19 protein-coding genes are annotated in these 16,876 nt (G+C 64.6%); 15 read left to right on the top strand and 4 right to left on the bottom strand.

The genetic code is table 11. The features are described from left to right. The first annotated feature begins 3 nt into the window (after nt 1-3). From EH240_RS01245 to EH240_RS01220, 6 genes are all read left to right on the top strand, one after another. On the top strand, nt 4-1,053 hold the full coding sequence (locus tag EH240_RS01245; RefSeq protein WP_124995591.1) for a flagellar hook-associated family protein: 1,050 nt from the start codon (nt 4-6) through the stop codon (nt 1,051-1,053). A 31-nt stretch (nt 1,054-1,084) separates the two neighbouring features. Continuing rightward, nucleotides 1,085-1,432, top strand: coding sequence for a flagellar biosynthesis regulator FlaF (gene flaF / locus EH240_RS01240; RefSeq protein ID WP_124995590.1), 348 nt, complete (start codon nt 1,085-1,087; stop codon nt 1,430-1,432). Next, complete coding sequence (flbT, locus tag EH240_RS01235) at nt 1,429-1,866, top strand: flagellar biosynthesis repressor FlbT (RefSeq protein ID WP_124995589.1); 438 nt, start codon at nt 1,429-1,431, stop codon at nt 1,864-1,866. Before flaF ends, flbT begins: the two co-directional genes overlap by 4 nt. Before the next feature lie 6 nt (nt 1,867-1,872). Continuing rightward, nucleotides 1,873-2,280 (top strand): flagellar hook assembly protein FlgD, encoded by a 408-nt coding sequence (gene flgD / locus EH240_RS01230; protein WP_124995588.1) that lies wholly within the window; start codon nt 1,873-1,875, stop codon nt 2,278-2,280. A gap of 22 nt (nt 2,281-2,302) precedes the next feature. Then, nucleotides 2,303-2,569, top strand: coding sequence for a flagellar biosynthesis protein FliQ (gene fliQ, locus EH240_RS01225; RefSeq protein WP_027165133.1), 267 nt, complete (start codon nt 2,303-2,305; stop codon nt 2,567-2,569). A gap of 381 nt (nt 2,570-2,950) precedes the next feature. Continuing rightward, nucleotides 2,951-4,594, top strand: coding sequence for an MFS transporter (locus EH240_RS01220; RefSeq protein ID WP_124995587.1), 1,644 nt, complete (start codon nt 2,951-2,953; stop codon nt 4,592-4,594). A 19-nt stretch (nt 4,595-4,613) separates the two neighbouring features. Here EH240_RS01220 and EH240_RS01215 read toward each other — a convergent pair whose 3' ends face one another. Continuing rightward, nucleotides 4,614-6,395, bottom strand: a complete 1,782-nt coding sequence (locus EH240_RS01215) for a chloride channel protein (protein ID WP_124995586.1) — start codon at nt 6,393-6,395, stop codon at nt 4,614-4,616. Nucleotides 6,396-6,623: 228 nt separating this feature from the next. Next, entirely contained in the window at nt 6,624-6,923 is a 300-nt protein-coding gene (locus EH240_RS01210; protein WP_124995585.1) for a putative quinol monooxygenase, read from the bottom strand. Nucleotides 6,924-7,102: 179 nt separating this feature from the next. Between EH240_RS01210 and flhA the strand changes: the two genes are divergently transcribed. From flhA to EH240_RS01170, 8 genes are all read left to right on the top strand, one after another. After that, nucleotides 7,103-9,190, top strand: a complete 2,088-nt coding sequence (gene flhA / locus EH240_RS01205) for a flagellar biosynthesis protein FlhA (protein WP_124995684.1) — start codon at nt 7,103-7,105, stop codon at nt 9,188-9,190. Nucleotides 9,191-9,255: 65 nt separating this feature from the next. Beyond that, nucleotides 9,256-9,939, top strand: a complete 684-nt coding sequence (gene fliR, locus EH240_RS01200) for a flagellar biosynthetic protein FliR (protein ID WP_425374762.1) — start codon at nt 9,256-9,258, stop codon at nt 9,937-9,939. A gap of 4 nt (nt 9,940-9,943) precedes the next feature. Beyond that, the gene (locus tag EH240_RS01195; protein WP_124995583.1) at nt 9,944-10,327 is read left to right on the top strand and encodes a hypothetical protein; all 384 of its coding nucleotides are present in this window, start codon (nt 9,944-9,946) and stop codon (nt 10,325-10,327) included. A 289-nt stretch (nt 10,328-10,616) separates the two neighbouring features. Continuing rightward, entirely contained in the window at nt 10,617-10,883 is a 267-nt protein-coding gene (locus EH240_RS01190; RefSeq protein WP_124995582.1) for a hypothetical protein, read from the top strand. A 159-nt stretch (nt 10,884-11,042) separates the two neighbouring features. Continuing rightward, a complete protein-coding gene (locus EH240_RS01185) occupies nt 11,043-11,612 on the top strand; it encodes a rod-binding protein (protein WP_245435800.1) in 570 nt (189 codons plus the stop codon). A gap of 8 nt (nt 11,613-11,620) precedes the next feature. Continuing rightward, nucleotides 11,621-12,043, top strand: a complete 423-nt coding sequence (locus EH240_RS01180) for a hypothetical protein (RefSeq protein ID WP_124995581.1) — start codon at nt 11,621-11,623, stop codon at nt 12,041-12,043. A gap of 31 nt (nt 12,044-12,074) precedes the next feature. Beyond that, nucleotides 12,075-12,599, top strand: a complete 525-nt coding sequence (locus tag EH240_RS01175) for a hypothetical protein (RefSeq protein WP_124995580.1) — start codon at nt 12,075-12,077, stop codon at nt 12,597-12,599. A 207-nt stretch (nt 12,600-12,806) separates the two neighbouring features. Beyond that, complete coding sequence (locus EH240_RS01170) at nt 12,807-13,091, top strand: SCP2 sterol-binding domain-containing protein (RefSeq protein WP_124995579.1); 285 nt, start codon at nt 12,807-12,809, stop codon at nt 13,089-13,091. An 82-nt stretch (nt 13,092-13,173) separates the two neighbouring features. Here EH240_RS01170 and EH240_RS01165 read toward each other — a convergent pair whose 3' ends face one another. Continuing rightward, entirely contained in the window at nt 13,174-13,668 is a 495-nt protein-coding gene (locus tag EH240_RS01165; RefSeq protein WP_124995682.1) for a GNAT family N-acetyltransferase, read from the bottom strand. Nucleotides 13,669-14,005: 337 nt separating this feature from the next. Further along, the gene (gene odc2 / locus EH240_RS01160; protein ID WP_124995578.1) at nt 14,006-15,139 is read right to left on the bottom strand and encodes an ornithine/lysine decarboxylase; all 1,134 of its coding nucleotides are present in this window, start codon (nt 15,137-15,139) and stop codon (nt 14,006-14,008) included. Nucleotides 15,140-15,676: 537 nt separating this feature from the next. Here odc2 and EH240_RS01155 point away from each other — a divergent pair. Next, nucleotides 15,677-16,876, top strand: coding sequence for an amidase (locus tag EH240_RS01155; RefSeq protein WP_124995577.1), 1,200 nt, complete (start codon nt 15,677-15,679; stop codon nt 16,874-16,876).

Here is a 16,876-nt window from a genome sequence, read left to right as displayed (position 1 = left end):
TCCATGAAAGCGACAGCCGTCTCCTCAGCCGCCATCTCCAACGCCCTGCGCTACCAGCAGATGCGCATGCAGGCCGACCTCGTCAAGGCGACGAAGGAGTCCCAGACCGGCAAGGTTGCGGATGTCGGCCTGGCGCTTGGCGGACGCACGACGCAGGCCGTCACCTTCCAGCGCGATCTCGACCGGCTGAACGGCATCATAGATTCCAATTCGCTGGTCGCGGCGCGCCTGACGTCGACGCAGGATTCGCTCAGCCAGCTTTCCGATGTCGCGCAGGATCTCCTGACGGCGCTGACCAGCGCCGTGTCGGGCGACTCCTCGACCAGCATCACCCAGACCGCCGGCGCCACGGCGCTGCAGCAGATGACGGGTATCTTGAACACCAGCGTCAACGGCGAATATCTGTTTGCCGGCACCAACACCGACGTCAAGCCGATCGACAATTTCAGCGCTGCCGGCTCGCCCGCCAAGGCGGCGTTCGACGCCGCCTTCACCAGCTACTTCGGCTTCACCCAGAGCAACCCGGCGGCCGCCAACATCACGGCCGCCCAGATGGACGGCTTCATCACCACCGCGGTCGAGCCGCAGTTCCTGGGCTCCGGCTGGCAGGCCAATTGGTCGAACGCCACCGACGATCAGATCACCAGCCGCATTTCATTGAGCGAGACCACGCAGACATCGGTCAGCGCCAACGAGCAGGGCATCCGCAAGCTCGCCATGGCCGCCGCCATGGTCAGCACGCTCTTCGCCGGCAACATCAGCCAGCAGGGGCAGAACACGATCGTCAGCCGCGCGCAAAAACTGGTCGGCGAAGCCATCGGCGGCATCGTCCAGGCGCAATCCGAAGCCGGCCTCGCCCAGAAGCGCGTGTCCGACGCCAGCGATCGCATGAAAACCCAGGTCGACCTGTTCGAGAAGCATATCATCGATCTCGAGGGCGTCGATCCTGCGGAGGCCGCCACCCGCGTGGCCGACCTGACGCAGCATATCGAAACATCCTTCGCCTTGACCGCTCGCCTGCAGCAGCTCAGCCTGCTGAACTACCTCACCTGAACACTCTCACCGGCACGCCGGAGCTCCGACGATGTATCAATTCTCCTACGCCGACATCCAGACCGACTCCGTCGCCGACGCCAAGGACCGGGAGCGGCAGTTGCTCACCCGTTCGATCGACATGCTGTCCGCGGCATCGGCCGTCGGGCCGGAGTCGATGGAGGCGATCGAGGCGCTGCACTTCACCAGTCGCATCTGGACCACTTTCGTCGAGGATCTCGGCTCCAGCGACAATGCGCTGCCCAAGGAACTGCGCGCCAACCTGATCTCGATCGGTCTATGGCTGCTGCGTGAGACGGAGGACATCCGACAGGGCCGCACCAACAATTTCGAAGGATTGATCGAGGTCTCCCAGATCATCCGAGACGGCATCCAATGACCAACACGCTGAAGATCTCGCTGAAGCCGAACGAGAAGATCTACGTCAACGGCGCCGTCATCCGGGTTGACCGCAAGGTCACCATCGAGCTGATGAACGACGTCCAGTTCCTTCTGGAAAGCCATGTCATCCAGGCCGAGCAGGCCTCGACGCCGCTCAGGCAGCTCTACTTCATCGTGCAGATCATGCTGATGAACCCGTCGGGCGCCTCCGAGGCCCGCGACATGTTCCGCCGCTCGCTGCCGATGCTGATCGCGAGCTTCGACAATCAGGATATCTGCAGCGCGCTGAAGCAGATCGACCGCATGGTCGGCGAGGATCATATCTACGACGCGCTGAAGGCGATCCGCGCGCTTTATCCGCTCGAGCGCCAGGCGCTTGGCGGCAATGACGACGTTCCGGAAGCGCCGCGCGCGCTGGCTATGGGAGCATAGAGACCGATGACCGTGGACATGACGACGACCATTCCGGCAGGCGCCAACTCGACCACCACCTCGACCTCGAAGACCGCCGTCGACTATCAGTCGTTCCTGAAGCTTCTGATTGCCGAGATGAAGAACCAGGACCCGACCAAGCCGATGGATTCGACGCAGTATGTCGCGCAGCTCGCGACCTTCTCGCAGGTCGAGCAATCGGTCCAGACCAACAGCAAGCTCGACCAGATCATGCAGTCCTCGGCGCTGTCGCAGGCGGATGCGCTGATCGGTCGCTCGATCACTTCCGCCGACGGCAATACCACGGGGACCGTGGCTTCGGTGAAACTCGCCAGCAGCGGCCTGATAGCGGTGCTGCAGGACGGCACCGAGGTCCCCGTCGGCGCTGGCGTATCGATCAAGCCGGCCGCCTAGCCGATTTCATACGGGTCTGCCCATGAACGAGGCCGACGCCCTCGATATCGTCCAGTACGCGGTGTGGACGGTGCTCACCGCTTCCGCCCCTGTCGTGCTTGTGGCCATGGCGGTCGGCATCGGCATCGCGCTCATCCAGGCGCTGACCCAGATCCAGGAAATCACGCTCACCTTCGTGCCCAAGATCGTCGCCATCATGCTGGTGGTGGCGCTGACCGGCCCGTTCATCGGCAGCCAGATCTCGGCCTTCACCAACGTCATCTTCGAACGCATCGAGCACGGTTTCTGATCCACGACCCTCTCGGGTCATGAACCGGGTCGCTTGTGGCCGGCCCTGTCGTGGCTAAAGCATGTCTCCCGAAAGTGTGCAGCGGTTTCGGGACAAAGACATGCTTAAAATCAAAGACCTAAAGCAGGTCGCGTGAACCCTTTTTCACGCGACATGCTTTAGATTGGAGGCTACGCCGGCTTCGGCAGCGCTGCGTGCTTGGGCCCGAGGCACGAAGCAGCCGAAGTTTGGTCCAGACCGGCAAGATGCTTGGCTTAAAGCTTCGCCGACGCATTTTCGCCTTTGCCTTCCTGTTGTTGGACCGCGATCCTTTGGCGAGTCGCCGGCGCGACCCTGACGCGCGGCGAACGCAAGACAACAAATGAAGGCGGGACAGCGATCATGATCGACGACGAGCCGGAAAGCGAACGCGTCTCGGCGCTGGCGCCGTTCCGGCACGGCATCTTCCGTGCCGTCTGGTCGGCAAGCCTGGTATCGAATTTCGGCGGCCTGATCCAGGGGGTCGGCGCCGCCTGGATGATGACGACCATCGCCACCTCTTCGTACCAGGTGGCGTTGGTCCAGGCCTCGACCACCTTGCCGATCATGCTGTTCGCGCTCATTGCCGGCGCCATCGCCGACAGCTTCAACCGCCGCAAGGTCATGCTGGTGGCGCAGACCTTCATGCTGGTCGTCTCGGCGCTGCTCACCTTGTTCACCTGGTTCGGCTGGATGACGCCTTGGACGCTGCTGGCCTTCACTTTCCTGATCGACAGCGGCACGGCGCTCAACAGCCCGTCATGGCAGGCCTCGGTCGGCGACATGGTGCCGCGCGCCAAGGTGCCGGCGGCGATCGCGCTCAACTCGATGGGCTTCAACATAACACGCAGCGTTGGCCCGGCGATCGGCGGCGTGATCGTTGCCGCCGCGGGTGCGGCGGCGGCCTTCGCCGCCAACGCCGTCAGCTATGTCGGGCTGATCGTCGTGCTGTTCCGCTGGAAGCCAGCACTGCCTGAGCAAACGCTGCCGCGCGAGTCGCTGGGTGCTGCGATGGGCGCCGGCCTGCGCTATGTCGCCATGTCTCCCAACATCGGCAAGGTGCTGGCGAGAGGCTCGGCCTTCGGCTTCAGCGCCGGAGCGGTGCTAGCGCTGTTGCCGCTGGTGGCGCGCGACGTCGTCAAGGGCGATGCGCTGACCTACGGCATCATGCTCGGCGCCTTCGGCATCGGCGCCGTCGGCGGCGCGCTGATAAGCGTGCGGCTGAGGCAGTTGCTCTCCAGCGAAACGATGGTGCGCGCCGCCTTCGCCGGCTTCGCGCTCTGCGCCTTCAACGCCGCCGTCAGCCAAAACGCCTGGCAGACATCGGCCGGCCTGCTCATCGGCGGCGCCTGCTGGGTGATCGCGCTCTCGCACTTCAACGTCACGGTGCAGATGTCGACGCCGCGCTGGGTGGTCGGCCGCGTGCTGTCGATCTACCAGACGGCGACCTTCGGCGGCATCGCGCTTGGCAGCTGGATCTGGGGCGTCGTCGCCGACGCCCATGGCGCGGAGACGGCGTTGATGGCCGCCGCCGTCGCCATGCTGGCGGGCGGCGCCATCGGCTTGTTCCTGCCGCTGCCGCAGCAGACCGCTCTCAACCTCGATCCGCTCAACCGTTTCAAGGAGCCGATGCTGGCGCTCGATCTGAAGCCGCGCAGCGGCCCGATCGCCATCATGATCGAATACATCATCCGCGAGGAGGACGTGCCGGAATTCCTCGCCACCATGGCCGAGCGCGGCCGCATCCGCCGCCGCGACGGTGCCCGCAACTGGACGCTGGCGCGCGATCTCGAAAATCCGGGGATCTGGATCGAGCACTACCACACGCCGACCTGGGTCGAATACATCCGCCACAACCGGCGCGCCACCCATGCCGACGCCGTGGTCGGCGAGCGCATCCGCGCGCTGCACAGCGGCGAGAACCCGCCGCGCGTGCGCCGCATGATCGAAAGGCCGACGACGGCAGGGACGGCGCTTGTCTCGCCCAAGGGGCCGATCGAGCATTAATCTTGCGGGATGGGCGGACCTACCCTTCCCCCGACAGGTCTCTGCGCGCCTTGTCGAGCTCCTCGGCATAGCGTCGCATCAAGTGGCTCTCGGTAAGCAGACCCAGAACAGTGCGGTCGTCGAAATCCTCCACGACCGCCAGTTCTTCCGCGCCGGCGCGCTGGAAGGTCTCGGCGGCGGACCGGACGTTCATCGACGGCACCAGCACCGCGTCCTTGAACCGGGCGAGCGCCTGCACCGGTGTCTCTCCGTCGGAGAGATCGCTGTGCAACTCGGGAACGAGCAGCACGCCGACATAGTGCTGGCCTTCTTCGACGGCGATAACGCGCTGCGCGGAGCCGAGCGGGATCTCCTTGCGGAATTCGGCCAGCGTGGTCGAGGCATCGATGGTGCGGACGTCCTTGCGCATCATCGAGCCGACATTGAGGCTGCGCATCCAGCCGATGTCATGGGCGCTGCGGATCGTCTCGCCGCGCAGATGGAAGCGCCAGGTCGAGAAGGAGTAGCCGAAGGTCTCGCGCACCAGGATCGCCGACATGATCGAGGCCGCCAGCACCACGCCGGTGAGCGTCAGGTCGCGGGTCGATTCCAGCGCGAGAAAAGTCATGGTCAGCGGACCGCCGACGACACCGACGGCAAGCGAGGTCATGCCGACCACGGCGGCGACCGCCGGATCGATGCCGGCCGAAGGCGCGGTCAGCGCCATGACGCCGGCAAAGACCTTGCCGAGCAGGGCGCCCAGGAACAGCGAAGCAAAGAACAGGCCGCCGCGAAAACCGGAGCCGAGCGAGATCGCCGAAGCCGCCAGCTTCAGCACGAAAACGCTGGCCACCACGGGAAGCGCGTAGTTCATGGCGAACTCGCGATGCAGCGCGCCATGCCCGCTGGAAAGCACCTGCGGCGTGATCAGTCCGAGCACCCCGACAACGATGCCGCCGATGAAGGGCCTGACCGAAGCGTCGATCGCCAGCCGCACAAAGACGCGCTCGACAATGCTCACCAGATGCATGATCGCGATAGACGCCGCCCCACCGAGGAGTCCCAGCAGGAGGAACGGCAGGTATTGGCCGGCGGTTAGCGTCGGCAGGCCGGAAAGTTCCAGCGGAAACGGCACGCCGCCGAACATTTCCGCCGTCAGCAAGGCCGCGACCGCGGCCGTCATGACCGGCGCGACATTGGCCACCGAGTAGATGCCGATGACCAGCTCGAAGCCGTAGAAGGCGCCGGTCAGCGGCGCGTCGAAGGCGGCCGCGATAGCGCCGGCGGCGCCGCAGCCAACCAGGATGCGCACGTCGTTGCGGCGCAGCCGAAAGGCGCGCGCCAGCCACGAGGCGATGCCCGAACCGATCTGCGTGTAGCCGGCTTCCAGCCCGACCGAGGCGCCGAAGCCGCTGGAGATCATGGTCTGGACGACGATGATGAACGTGTCGGTGAGCGACATGCGCCCGCCATAGAGTGCGTTGGCCTCGATCGGGTCGACCGGCGTTCTGAACTTCCGCCTTCTTAGCCAGATCACCGAAAGGCCGAGCAGCAGGCCGCCGATCGCCGGAAACATCGCCTGCACCGGATTGGCCAGCGAGAACATGGCCGAAAGCCGCCCGCCCGGCTGCACGTCGAAGAGCAGGAAGTGCATGGCTTGCACCAGCGCGCTCATGCCGGTGACCAGCGCGCCCGCGATCACGCCGACCATGCCTGCCATCAGCACGATGACGATGCCGCGCGCCTCGAGCACGGGGATCGAGTTGATCAGCACCGCGCGAAGCCGGCGGGCGTAGACTTGCGGATCGTTTCTGGCAGGCAACGGAGCGGTTCGCCGGGGGTATGCGGAGGATGGAAAGGTGCCGTGCCTGATGCGCTCGGCGGCGGTGCGTGACAACCGCAATGCCGACCGCATGTGGCGCCATTTTGGCGTTGCGTCGATTAGAGCAATTCCAGGAAAAGTGTGAAACGGCTTTCTGTCCGGAATTGCGTCAAAACAAAGAGATAGAGGGTTCGCCGTTTCCGTGAAAACGGTGAACCGCCCTAATCGTCAGATCGCGATACCCTCGCCTGCTTCGTAGAGTGTGAGGTTCCGGTCCCCAATCCCAAGCTCTGCCCAGCTCGCGCGCCATTCGGCGATATGCGCCGACTTGAAATGCGCGTCGAGCGCGGCGCGGTCGCTCCAGGCTTCCGAGACATGGATCAAGCCGGGATCGAGAACATCCTGCGCATAGGAATATTCGCGGCAGCCGGATTCGGCGCGGCTCGCCGAGATCATCCGCTCCATGGCCGGCCTGGCCGCCGCAACCCGCTCCGGCGGCAGGCGAATGGTGCCGATGATCAGGAGCATTTTTCTTCCTCTCAGCAAGCCTGTCGGAAGCTTCGATCAGACAATTGGACGAACCGGCGCGCCCGCGCCGCAGCGCCCGGCGAATGCTGCAGTAGCCGCTCTCCCACCTTCGCGCAAGCTTGGCCGGTTACGGTCGAGCACCTGCCATGCGCATGGCAGTTCTGGATTTCGGGGACGATATGGCGATCAGCGAAACACTTGCGTCCGGCGCAGTAGCCAAGGACGGCCGCGACGTCTTCTTCGCGCTCGGCATCGTCGTCATCCTGGCGGTGCTGTTCCTGCCGATCCCGGCCTTCCTCATCGACATCGGCCTTGCCTTCTCGATCGCGCTCTCGGTGCTGATCCTGATGGTGGCGCTGTGGATCCAGCGGCCGCTGGATTTCTCCTCCTTCCCGACCGTGCTGCTGATCGCCACGATGCTGAGGCTGTCGCTCAACATCGCCACTACGCGCATGATCCTGTCGCACGGCAATGAAGGCACACACGCGGCCGGCTATGTCATCTCGGGCTTCTCGAAGCTGGTGATGTCGAGCGACTTCGTCATCGGCCTCATCGTCTTCATGATCCTGATCGTGGTGAACTTCATCGTCATCACCAAGGGCGCCACCCGTATCGCCGAGGTCGGCGCACGCTTCACCCTCGACGCCATCCCCGGCAAGCAGATGTCGATCGACGCCGACCTTTCCGCCGGCATGATCGACGAGAAGACCGCGCAGCTTCGCCGCCGCGAGCTGGAAGAAGAATCCTCCTTCTTCGGCTCCATGGACGGCGCCTCGAAATTCGTGCGCGGCGATGCCATTGCCGGCCTCATCATCACCGCCATCAACATCGTCGGCGGCATCGCCATCGGCTATCTGCGCCACGGCATGGGCCTCGGCCAGGCGGCCGACGTCTTCATCAAGCTGTCGGTCGGCGACGGCCTCGTCACCCAGATCCCGGCGCTCATCGTCTCGCTCGCCGCCGGCATGCTCGTCTCCAAGGGCGGCACCCGCGGCTCCACCAACCAGGCGGTGTTCGGCCAGCTCGGCGCCCATCCGCGCGCGCTCTATGTTGCTTCATCACTGCTGGTCATCCTCGGCCTCATGCCCGGCCTACCGCTGTTTCCCTTCTTTGCGCTTGCCGGCGCCATGGCCGGCCTCGGCTATGTCATCCCGCTGCGCCACAACCGCGAGCTGGCTGCCGCGGAAGCTTTGAAGAACCAGGAGAAGGCGAACAAGGCCGAGGAAGAAAAGAACTCGGTCAAGGCATCTTTAGCCACCGCCGAGATCGAGCTTCTGATCGGCAAGCAGCTCTCGACCAGGCTGCTGGTCGCGCATCAGGAGCTGGTGTTCCGCATGTCGAAGATGCGCAAGAAATTCGCCCAGCAATATGGCTTCGTGGTGCCGGAGGTGCGCGTCGCCGACGACTTCGCCATCCCGCCGAAGAGCTATCAGATCAAGGTCCACGGCACCGTCGTCGCCGAATACCAGATGCGCGTCGGCGAGGTCATGGTGCTGCTCGGCACCCGCGGCGTTCCGGACATCCCCGGCGAGGAGATCCGCGAGCCGGCCTTCGGCATGCGCGCCTATTCGGTGCTCGAGACCTTCGCCGAGGACCTGAAGCGCGAGAACTACACCTTCGCCGACAACATGTCGGTGCTGCTCACCCACCTCTCGGAAGTCATCCGCAACAACCTGCCGCAGCTTCTGTCCTACAAGGACATGAAGGCGCTGCTGGAGCGGCTGGATCCCGAATACCGCAAGCTTGCCGACGAGATCTGCACCTCGCATATCTCATATCCCGGCCTGCAGGCGGTGCTGAAGCTCCTGCTCGCCGAGCGCGTCTCGATCCGCAACCTGCATCTCATCATCGAAGCCATCGCCGAGATCGCGCCGCATGTGCGCCGCACCGAGCAGATCGTCGAGCATGTGCGCATCCGCATGGCGCAGCAGATCTGCGGCGATCTCTCCGAGGGCGGCATGCTCAAGGTGCTGCGCCTCGGCAACCGCTGGGACCTCGCCTTCCACCAGAGCCTAAAGCGCGACGCCAAGGGCGAGGTGCGCGAGTTCGACATCGACCCGCGTCAGCTCGAGGAATTCGGCCAGGACGCCACCAAGGCGATCCGCAAGCATCTCGAGGCCGGCGAGCGCTTCGTGCTGGTCACCGCACCCGACGCGCGCCCCTATGTGCGCATGATCATCGAGCGTCTCTTCACGACGCTTCCCGTTCTCTCCCATGTCGAGATCGCCAAGGGCGTCGAGATCAAGGTGCTCGGAACCATTTCGTGAACGCGCTCACGCAAGGCGTCGTCATCGCCGCCTTCCTCGCCTTCTGCCGCATCGGCGCCTGCTTCATGCTGATGCCCGGCCTGTCGAGCGCCCGCGTGCCGATCCAGGTCCGGCTGTTCGCGTCGGTCGCCGCCACCGGCGGCCTGCTCGCCTTCCTCTGGGACCGCATCTACCCGTTCGTCGATCCGCGCCCGCAGGTGCTGGCGCCGATGATCGTCTCCGAGCTTCTGGTCGGCGGGCTGATCGGCGCCATGACCAGGCTCTACATGGAAGCATTGCGCTTCATGGGCTCGGCCATCGCCATGATGATCGGCTATGGCGGCTCGGGCGGACCGGCGATCGAGGAGCCCGAGCCGCAGGCAGCCCTTGCCGCCATCATCTCGTTCTCGGCGCTGCTCCTGCTCTTCGTCTTCGATTTCGACCACGAGATCGTGCGCGCGCTGGTCGCCTCCTACACGGTCGCCCCGGTCAACGTGTTCTTCAACCCGCAGGCGGCGCTCGTCGACGTAACCGACACGGTGTCGGATGCCTTCTTCCTGGTGATCCGGCTCGGCAGCCCCTTCGTCGCCTATGCCGTACTGGTCAATATGACGATCGGCTTCGTCAACAAGCTGACGCCGCAGATCCCGGTCTATTTCATCTCGCTGCCCTTCGTCATCGCCGGCGGGTTGATCATCTTCTACTTCGCCATCGGCACCTTGCTGTCGCTGTTCGTCGACGGCTTCGTCGACCTGACGCTGGCGAGGTGAGCAAATGACCTCGCGCAAGGATCGCCTTAGGAAGCTGGTCAAGGTGCAGGAGCAACTGAAGGCGCTGCACGAAACCCGTCATGCCGGCTTCCTCTCCGCGGCCGCGGCCGCGGAATCGGAAGCGAAGGAACTGATCGAGCATTTCGATACCGACAGCTCGCTGGCCGGCCTGTTCCCGGAACTCTACCATCGCCGCATCGCCAACGCGCTCGGCCGGCAGAAGCAGAGCCTTGAGGACGCTCGCCAAGAAGCGGCACTGATCGCCACGGCCACCGCCCGCACCAACATGGTCGAGCGCGCCTACAAGAACGTCCGCCGCCGCGACGAGCGCGAACGCTCCGACCGCGAGCGTCTGGATCTGATCGCACAGAAGCGGCGCGACGAATAGCGACGGATCTGCCCGGATATCGAGCATCCCTGCGCTCCCATCCGCTTTCAACGCAAAATACCACGTGCGTGACGGCCCTTACCATGTTGCCCACCACGCTCGCTAAAACGCCCCGTCGCTATCCCTGAGATCGACAGCGCACGACCAAGACGATCGTACGCTGAGCCGCCCGCCGCCGCCGATCCGAAAGGACAGCGGGCGACAGGTTTGGGCTAAAGGCGGCCTTATCGACGCGGTGCGAGGGCACCGCGTTGGGCAGGACGTTAACCCTTAGAGATGGAGAATTGAAATGAAGATCATTCTTGCCACCGTTGCCCTTCTGTCCGCCTCCGGCATGGCCTTCACCGCCAGCGACAACTACGGCTCGGGCTACGTCCCCGGCACCGATGCCTATCCGAGCACGGGTGGCCATTCGATGGCGTCCGATAACGCCTACTCGCTCGATCTGGGCAACACGAACAACATCGGCATGGCGCGCAGTGAATCGGCCGCGAGCGGGAATTCTGCCTTCGATATCCCCGCAGCGGGCTATGGCCAGGGGATCTGGGGCCGTTAACGACAAGTCGGCCGTCAAGGTCGACATGCGACTCCCAAACGGCGGCTCGTCCGCCGCTTGGGATCGGACTGCGATCTGCATTCCGCCTCCCCGCAAGCCTGCCACAAGCTTGTTGAGTCATTGTGCAACTAGCAAAACCCCGCAAAAGGCAGTGCTTTCTTGGCGATTTCACCCCCCAGCGACATCGTGATGGACGTCGCCCGCGCAGCGGAGCCGGCCGATGTCGAGGCGGCGCGGGCAGCACTCGCGAGCCGCGCTGGCGGTGCCGCGGGTCCCTTCTCGATCGACCAGACTGCCTCCGTCGATGCCGGCTCGGTCCTCTCGCGCGCCGCCGCCGACAAGGCCGAAGCGACAAATCCGGCGAAAAAGTTCCAGCGCTTCGAGGCGATGGTGCTGACGACTTTCATCCAGAACATGATGCCCAAGGACACCGAAGGCGTTTATGGCAAGGGGCTGGCTGGCGACATGTGGAAGTCACAGCTTGCCGAAAAGGTGGCCGATGTCATGGCTGCGCACGGCGGCATCGGCATCGCCAAATCAATGCTTGCCGACCACTATCTGGACGGCAAGCACAAGGTACCGGTCGGGCCTGTTGGGGGCGGACCGGAGAAAGCCGAGATTGACCGGCAGACCAGGCTTTCAACCTCCCTGGTCGAGGAACTTGAGCGCAAGGCCGCCCGGTCAATGACTGGCGATGACACAACCATAAAAACAGACATCGAGATCTAGGGACCTACATGGCCGACCAAACGGACCTTTCCAACCTGCCTGCACGGACCACCGCCACGGAAGCGCCTGCCGCGTCTGCGCGGCCCGGCAACCTCGCCGCCATCATCGGCCGCATCGAGGAAGCGGTGGACGAGGAGACGGCGGGTATCCGCAGCGGAACCGGCTACGACCTCAAGGCTTCGAATGCCCGCAAGAGCCGCTATCTCTACGAGCTGACTCGTGCCTTGAAGGGCGCCAACGAGATCGAATTCCTCGAACAGCATCGCGAGGGGCTGACGCGTCTGCGCCAGAAGCTGGCGAAGAACGAGGCCGCTATCCTTGCCCATCTCAATGCCGTCAACGAGGTTGCCACGCTCCTGAAGAACGCCATCCAGCGCGCCGATGCCGACGGAACCTACTCGGCCGGCGAGTTCGGATACGCCCGAGCTTGAGCGAGATGGCAAGGGCGCAAGGAAGGATCCGGTGATCAAGTTCATCGCCGCAGCGCTTTGGATCTGCGCCGTGACGCTCGGCGCGGTGTTCTATTCCTTCCAGGAGGCCGGTGAGCGCGGCGTCGGCGAGCCGCCGAAGCCGATGCTGGGCGGTCTCGACTACGTCAAGACAGACATCATTTCGGTGCCGCTCATCCGCGATGCCAAGATCGACGGCTACTTCCTCACCAAGCTCGTCTACACGGTGGAGCCGGATCAGATAAAGAAACTGTCGATTCCCGCTACGGCGCTGATAACCGACCAGGTCTATTCCTACCTCTATTCCAATCCGCAGATCGATTTCACCAAGAAGGACACGATCGATCTCGACGCCTTCCGCAAGACCATCCGCGACACCGTCAATGCCCGCGTCGGTGTCGAACTGGTGCATGACGTGCTGATCGATCAGGTCAACTTCCTGTCCAAGGACGAAATCCGCGACAACGCGATCCGCCGCCGCAAGAATGCCGGCGAAACCGCGCAAGCGATGACCAAGCCGTTCCAGCCGGAGCATTAATCGGCTCTGGACGATCGAGCTGGCCTCGCGCCGAGTTCAAGCGCTTGTCCCGGTGATGCGTCATGCCGCATGGCGACCACGTTGACGTAAACGTCAACCCGAAGCTATATGCGCCGGTGACTGTCGCCGCGCTCCTGCGCGACGCGGCGCCTCGCCCAGCGGCCAAGGCCGGTGCGCGTCAAACGCAACCAAACGAGGAGAACCGCCATGGGCGTTCAGGAGATTGCCGACAAGATCAGCTCGCGCGTGGCAAGCGCGGGCTTCGAGCACTCGGTCAAGTTCGACACCGGCAGCGACGGCGTCATCGTCATCGACGGCGCGACGGTCTCGACCGCCGATGCCCCGACCGATTGCACGATCAAGCTCTCGCTCGACGATCTCGACTCGCTGATCGCCGGCGACCTCAACCCGACCATGGCCTTCATGGCCGGCAAGCTGAAGGTCGAGGGCGACATGACGGTCGCCATGGCGCTCAGCCAATTGCTCGGCTGATTGGTACCCAAGTATTATCGATAAGTGATGCGGTGCCGCGTTTTTGAACGCGCGACGCCGCATCGGTATGTCTACGACAGATTTAGGCGACGAAATCCAAGGCCTTGACCTTGCGGCCGGCAGCCCTGATCGTGCCCTTGGCGCCGTCGAGCAGGCCGTCCTTCAGCTCCAGCGCAAGCAGCCGATGCCGCTCATAGGGCCCTGGCATGGCGAGCGAGCCGGTGCGGTCGGCCGAGAAGCCGAACCGGCCGTAGTAAGGCGCATCGCCGACGAGTAGGATCGCGCCATGGCCAAGCCGCGCGGCCTCGGCGATCGCATGCCGCATCAGCGCCGAGCCGATGCCGCCGCTCTTCAGTCCCGGCTCGACCGCCAGCGGCCCGAGCAGGAGCGCCGCCGGGCCGTTCTCGCCCAACGTCACGTCCCACAGCCGAACGGTGCCGACGATCTCGTCCGACGGATCGCGCGCGACGAAAGCCAGGCCTTCCGAAGGCCGGCGGCCGCGCCGCAGCTTCTCGGACGATTTCCTCCTGCGCATCGGCCCCATGGCCCGGTCGAGCAGCGCTTCGCGCGCCTGCATGTCACCAGCGCCTTCGGCAAGGATGACGAAGGCGCGGGCAATCTCCCTCCTCGAGGGGAAGATGTCGCCGAAGGCGACAGAGGGGCTCGCCTCAGCTGCCGCAACTTTCCTTGTATTGTACAGGGCTTGCGCTTCACGCGCGACGACCCCCTCTGGCCGCTGCGCGGCCATCTCCCCCTCGAGGGGGGAGATTACCCGGCGCGCGGCGCCCTCTACGATGAAATTTGCCATATCCATTTTCCGCAATCCTTCACGAGCGGAGATCTGTTCCACAAGCGAGCCCGGGCGGGCCGACAGGCGCCCACCTGGGATGATCTGAGCGGTCCTTCCGAACCGGTCAGATCACGTAGGATCGGAGAGGCTCGAAGCCGTTGAAGGCGACCGAGGAATAGGTGGTCGTGTAGGCGCCAGTGCCTTCGATCAGCACCTCGTCGCCGATGGTCAGCGACAAAGGCAGCGGATAGGGCGTCTTCTCGTAGAGCACATCGGCCGAATCGCAGGTCGGGCCGGCGAGCACGCAAGGCGCGGTCTCCGAGCCGTCGCGCGGGGTCACGATCGGATAGCGGATCGCCTCGTCCATGGTCTCGGCGAGGCCGCCGAACTTGCCGATATCGAGGAACACCCAGCGCACATTGTCGTTGTCGGCCTTCTTCGAGATCAGCACGACTTCCGACTTGATGACGCCGGCATTGCCGACCATGCCGCGGCCCGGCTCGATGATCGTCTCGGGCAGCGCGTTGCCGAAATGCCTGCGCAGCGCCGAGAAGATCGCCTGGCCATAGGCCTGCGCCGCCGGCACGTCCTTCAGGTAACGGGTCGGGAAGCCGCCGCCCATATTGACCATCTTCAGCACGATGCCTTCCTCGGCGAGCGTCGCGAACACCTTCTTGGCGTCGCCCAGCGCGCGGTCCCAGGCGGTGAGATCCGTCTGCTGCGAGCCGACATGGAACGACACGCCATAGGCGTCGAGGCCGAGGCCCTTGGCATGGCGCAGCACGTCGACGGCCATCGCCGGCACGCAGCCGAACTTGCGCGACAGCGGCCATTCGGCGCCCTCGCCATCGGTGAGCACCCGGCAGAACACGCGCGAGCCGGGGGCGACGCGGGCGATCTTCTCGACCTCCTCGACGCAGTCCACCGCATAGAGGCGGATGCCGAGCTGGTAGGCGCGCTGGATGTCGCGCTCCTTCTTGATGGTGTTGCCGAAGGAAATGCGGTCGGCCGGCGCGCCGGCGTCCATCGCCATCTCAACCTCGGCAACGGATGCGGTGTCGAAGGACGAGCCCATCGCAGCAAGCAGGCGCAGGATCTCCGGCGCCGGGTTTGCTTTCACCGCATAGTAGATCTTGGAATCGGGCAACGCCTTCTCGAAGGCGCGGAAATTGTCGCGCACGACATCGAGGTCGACGACCAGGCACGGGCCGTTCGGACGTCGGGTGGCGAGAAAGTCAAGGATGCGCTGGGTGGCCATCGAGGTCTCTCCATCTGCGCCTTTCGGCGCGCACAAAGGCTGCGGGACGCGGGCGCTCAGCCTCGCGAACTCGCGGTGGACAAAGGCGGGACGGAAAATCCATGGAACCAGCCGGTGGAGACCCCGGAACCATGAAAAGCCGTCTCGCGGCGGTGAACCTGGCCTTGCCCGGCCTCGGTTCGCTTTGTCTGCCTTGGCTTGGATGGAGACCATCCGCACTGCCGGCAATGAAGGTGTGCCTCTTCAGTAACCCCGGTCTTTGGACGACCGGCAGACACCAGAAAGGCCCGCACCGTCGTTGCTTCAAGGTGTCCTCGGTCTGGCGGTTGGCCACGAGACCGACTGGAGGGGTTGGCTCCAGTTACCTTACCGGTTGCCCTCACCATTCGAGGATCGGCGGACACCCACAGGCACGTGCGACTTTGGGCAAGCGCGATATAAGAGCGAAGGGTTTCACAATCAATAAAAATCGTAAGCGCCGGTTGTAAAAATTCCGGCATCGAACAATGTTTGTGGACCGTATCCGGAAATCGAACGATGCCAGGCACCCACGGCCCTCTGAACGCCTTCCTCGATCTGCGCCAAATGCCTGTGGCCAATGCGGAATTGGGCCCGCTTGCCGGCCTGCGCCTGGCCGTCAAGGACATCTACGACGTCGCGGGCTATCGCACCGGCTGCGGCAACCCGCGCAAGTTCGCGCAGGCTCACGCCGCCTCACAGACGGCCGGGGCCGTGCAGATGATTCTCGATGCCGGCGCGCGATTCGTCGGCAAGACGCAGACCGACGAGCTCGCCTTCTCGCTGTTCGGCCAGAATTCGCATTTCGCGTTTCCGGTGAACGCGGCCGCCCCGGACCGCGTGACCGGCGGCTCTTCATCGGGTTCGGCCGCGGCGGTCGCAGGCGGCCTTGCCGACATCGCCGTCGGCTCCGATACCGGCGGCTCGATCCGCGCGCCGGCGAGCTTCTGCGGCCTGATCGGACTGCGCACCAGCCATGGGCGGATCTCGCTCGACGGCGCGATGAAGCTCGCGCCGAGCTTCGACACCTTCGGCTGGTTCGCCGACGATATCGAGACCTATAAGGCGGTCGGCAAGCTTTTGCTCGGCAGCGATCGTCACCGGCATCCGCTCAACAGCCCGCTGTCGATCCGCTGGCTCGATGCCTTTGTCTCCGGGCCGGCTGAAGCCGCCGAATATGCGCGGATGAAGACATTGGCTGCCGGCGTCGTCGGCGCGCCGGCCGAAACCGAATACGCCTTCGCCTCGTTCCCGGACGATCTCTACTGGTGCTTTCGCCGGCTCCAGGCCTTCGAGGCGTGGCAGGTGCATGGCGGCTGGATCTCGGCAGGCGACCAGGGCCTTGGCCCGGGCATCGACGAGCGTTTCGGCTTCGGCCGCACGATCGATGCCGGCATGGTTGCCGCCGAGACGGAACGCCGGCTGGCCTTCCGTTCCGAGCTGGGCGCCCTGCTCGGCAACGATGGCTTTCTCGTTCTGCCGACCGTTCCGGGCGCAGCGCCACTGAAGACCAGCACGCCGCAACAGTTCCAGGCCTATCGCGAAAGGGCGCTGCATCTTTTGTGCCTGGCCGGCCTGTCGGGCTTCCCGCAGATCACCTTGCCGCTCGGTTCTGTCGACGGCGCCCCCTTCGGCCTGTCGCTGCTGGGCCCTTCCGGCAGCGACGTCGCCCTGATACGGCTCGGCCGCAGGATTCTCGACGCGGCACGAAAGGCCTGA

It is taken from the genome of Mesorhizobium tamadayense, from assembly GCF_003863365.1.
Lineage (GTDB): Bacteria > Pseudomonadota > Alphaproteobacteria > Rhizobiales > Rhizobiaceae > Mesorhizobium > Mesorhizobium tamadayense.
This window is presented reverse-complemented; position numbering and strand designations above follow the sequence as displayed.

Bases quoted from the DNA above. Each gene is read 5' to 3' on its own strand.
- EH240_RS01155 (WP_124995577.1), top strand. From the start codon at position 15,677: ATGCCAGGCACCCACGGCCCTCTGAACGCCTTCCTCGATCTGCGCCAA.
- EH240_RS01165 (WP_124995682.1), bottom strand. From the start codon at position 13,668: ATGCAGGCGCGCGAAGCGCTGCTCGACCGGGCCATGGGGCCGATGCGC.
- flgD (WP_124995588.1), top strand. From the start codon at position 1,873: ATGACCGTGGACATGACGACGACCATTCCGGCAGGCGCCAACTCGACC.
- fliR (WP_425374762.1), top strand. From the start codon at position 9,256: ATGCTGATGCCCGGCCTGTCGAGCGCCCGCGTGCCGATCCAGGTCCGG.
- EH240_RS01210 (WP_124995585.1), bottom strand. From the start codon at position 6,923: ATGCTCCTGATCATCGGCACCATTCGCCTGCCGCCGGAGCGGGTTGCG.
- flaF (WP_124995590.1), top strand. From the start codon at position 1,085: ATGTATCAATTCTCCTACGCCGACATCCAGACCGACTCCGTCGCCGAC.
- EH240_RS01220 (WP_124995587.1), top strand. From the start codon at position 2,951: ATGATCGACGACGAGCCGGAAAGCGAACGCGTCTCGGCGCTGGCGCCG.
- EH240_RS01245 (WP_124995591.1), top strand. From the start codon at position 4: ATGAAAGCGACAGCCGTCTCCTCAGCCGCCATCTCCAACGCCCTGCGC.
- odc2 (WP_124995578.1), bottom strand. From the start codon at position 15,139: ATGGCCACCCAGCGCATCCTTGACTTTCTCGCCACCCGACGTCCGAAC.
- EH240_RS01180 (WP_124995581.1), top strand. From the start codon at position 11,621: ATGGCCGACCAAACGGACCTTTCCAACCTGCCTGCACGGACCACCGCC.
- EH240_RS01190 (WP_124995582.1), top strand. From the start codon at position 10,617: ATGAAGATCATTCTTGCCACCGTTGCCCTTCTGTCCGCCTCCGGCATG.
- flhA (WP_124995684.1), top strand. From the start codon at position 7,103: ATGGCGATCAGCGAAACACTTGCGTCCGGCGCAGTAGCCAAGGACGGC.
- EH240_RS01170 (WP_124995579.1), top strand. From the start codon at position 12,807: ATGGGCGTTCAGGAGATTGCCGACAAGATCAGCTCGCGCGTGGCAAGC.
- fliQ (WP_027165133.1), top strand. From the start codon at position 2,303: ATGAACGAGGCCGACGCCCTCGATATCGTCCAGTACGCGGTGTGGACG.
- EH240_RS01195 (WP_124995583.1), top strand. From the start codon at position 9,944: ATGACCTCGCGCAAGGATCGCCTTAGGAAGCTGGTCAAGGTGCAGGAG.
- flbT (WP_124995589.1), top strand. From the start codon at position 1,429: ATGACCAACACGCTGAAGATCTCGCTGAAGCCGAACGAGAAGATCTAC.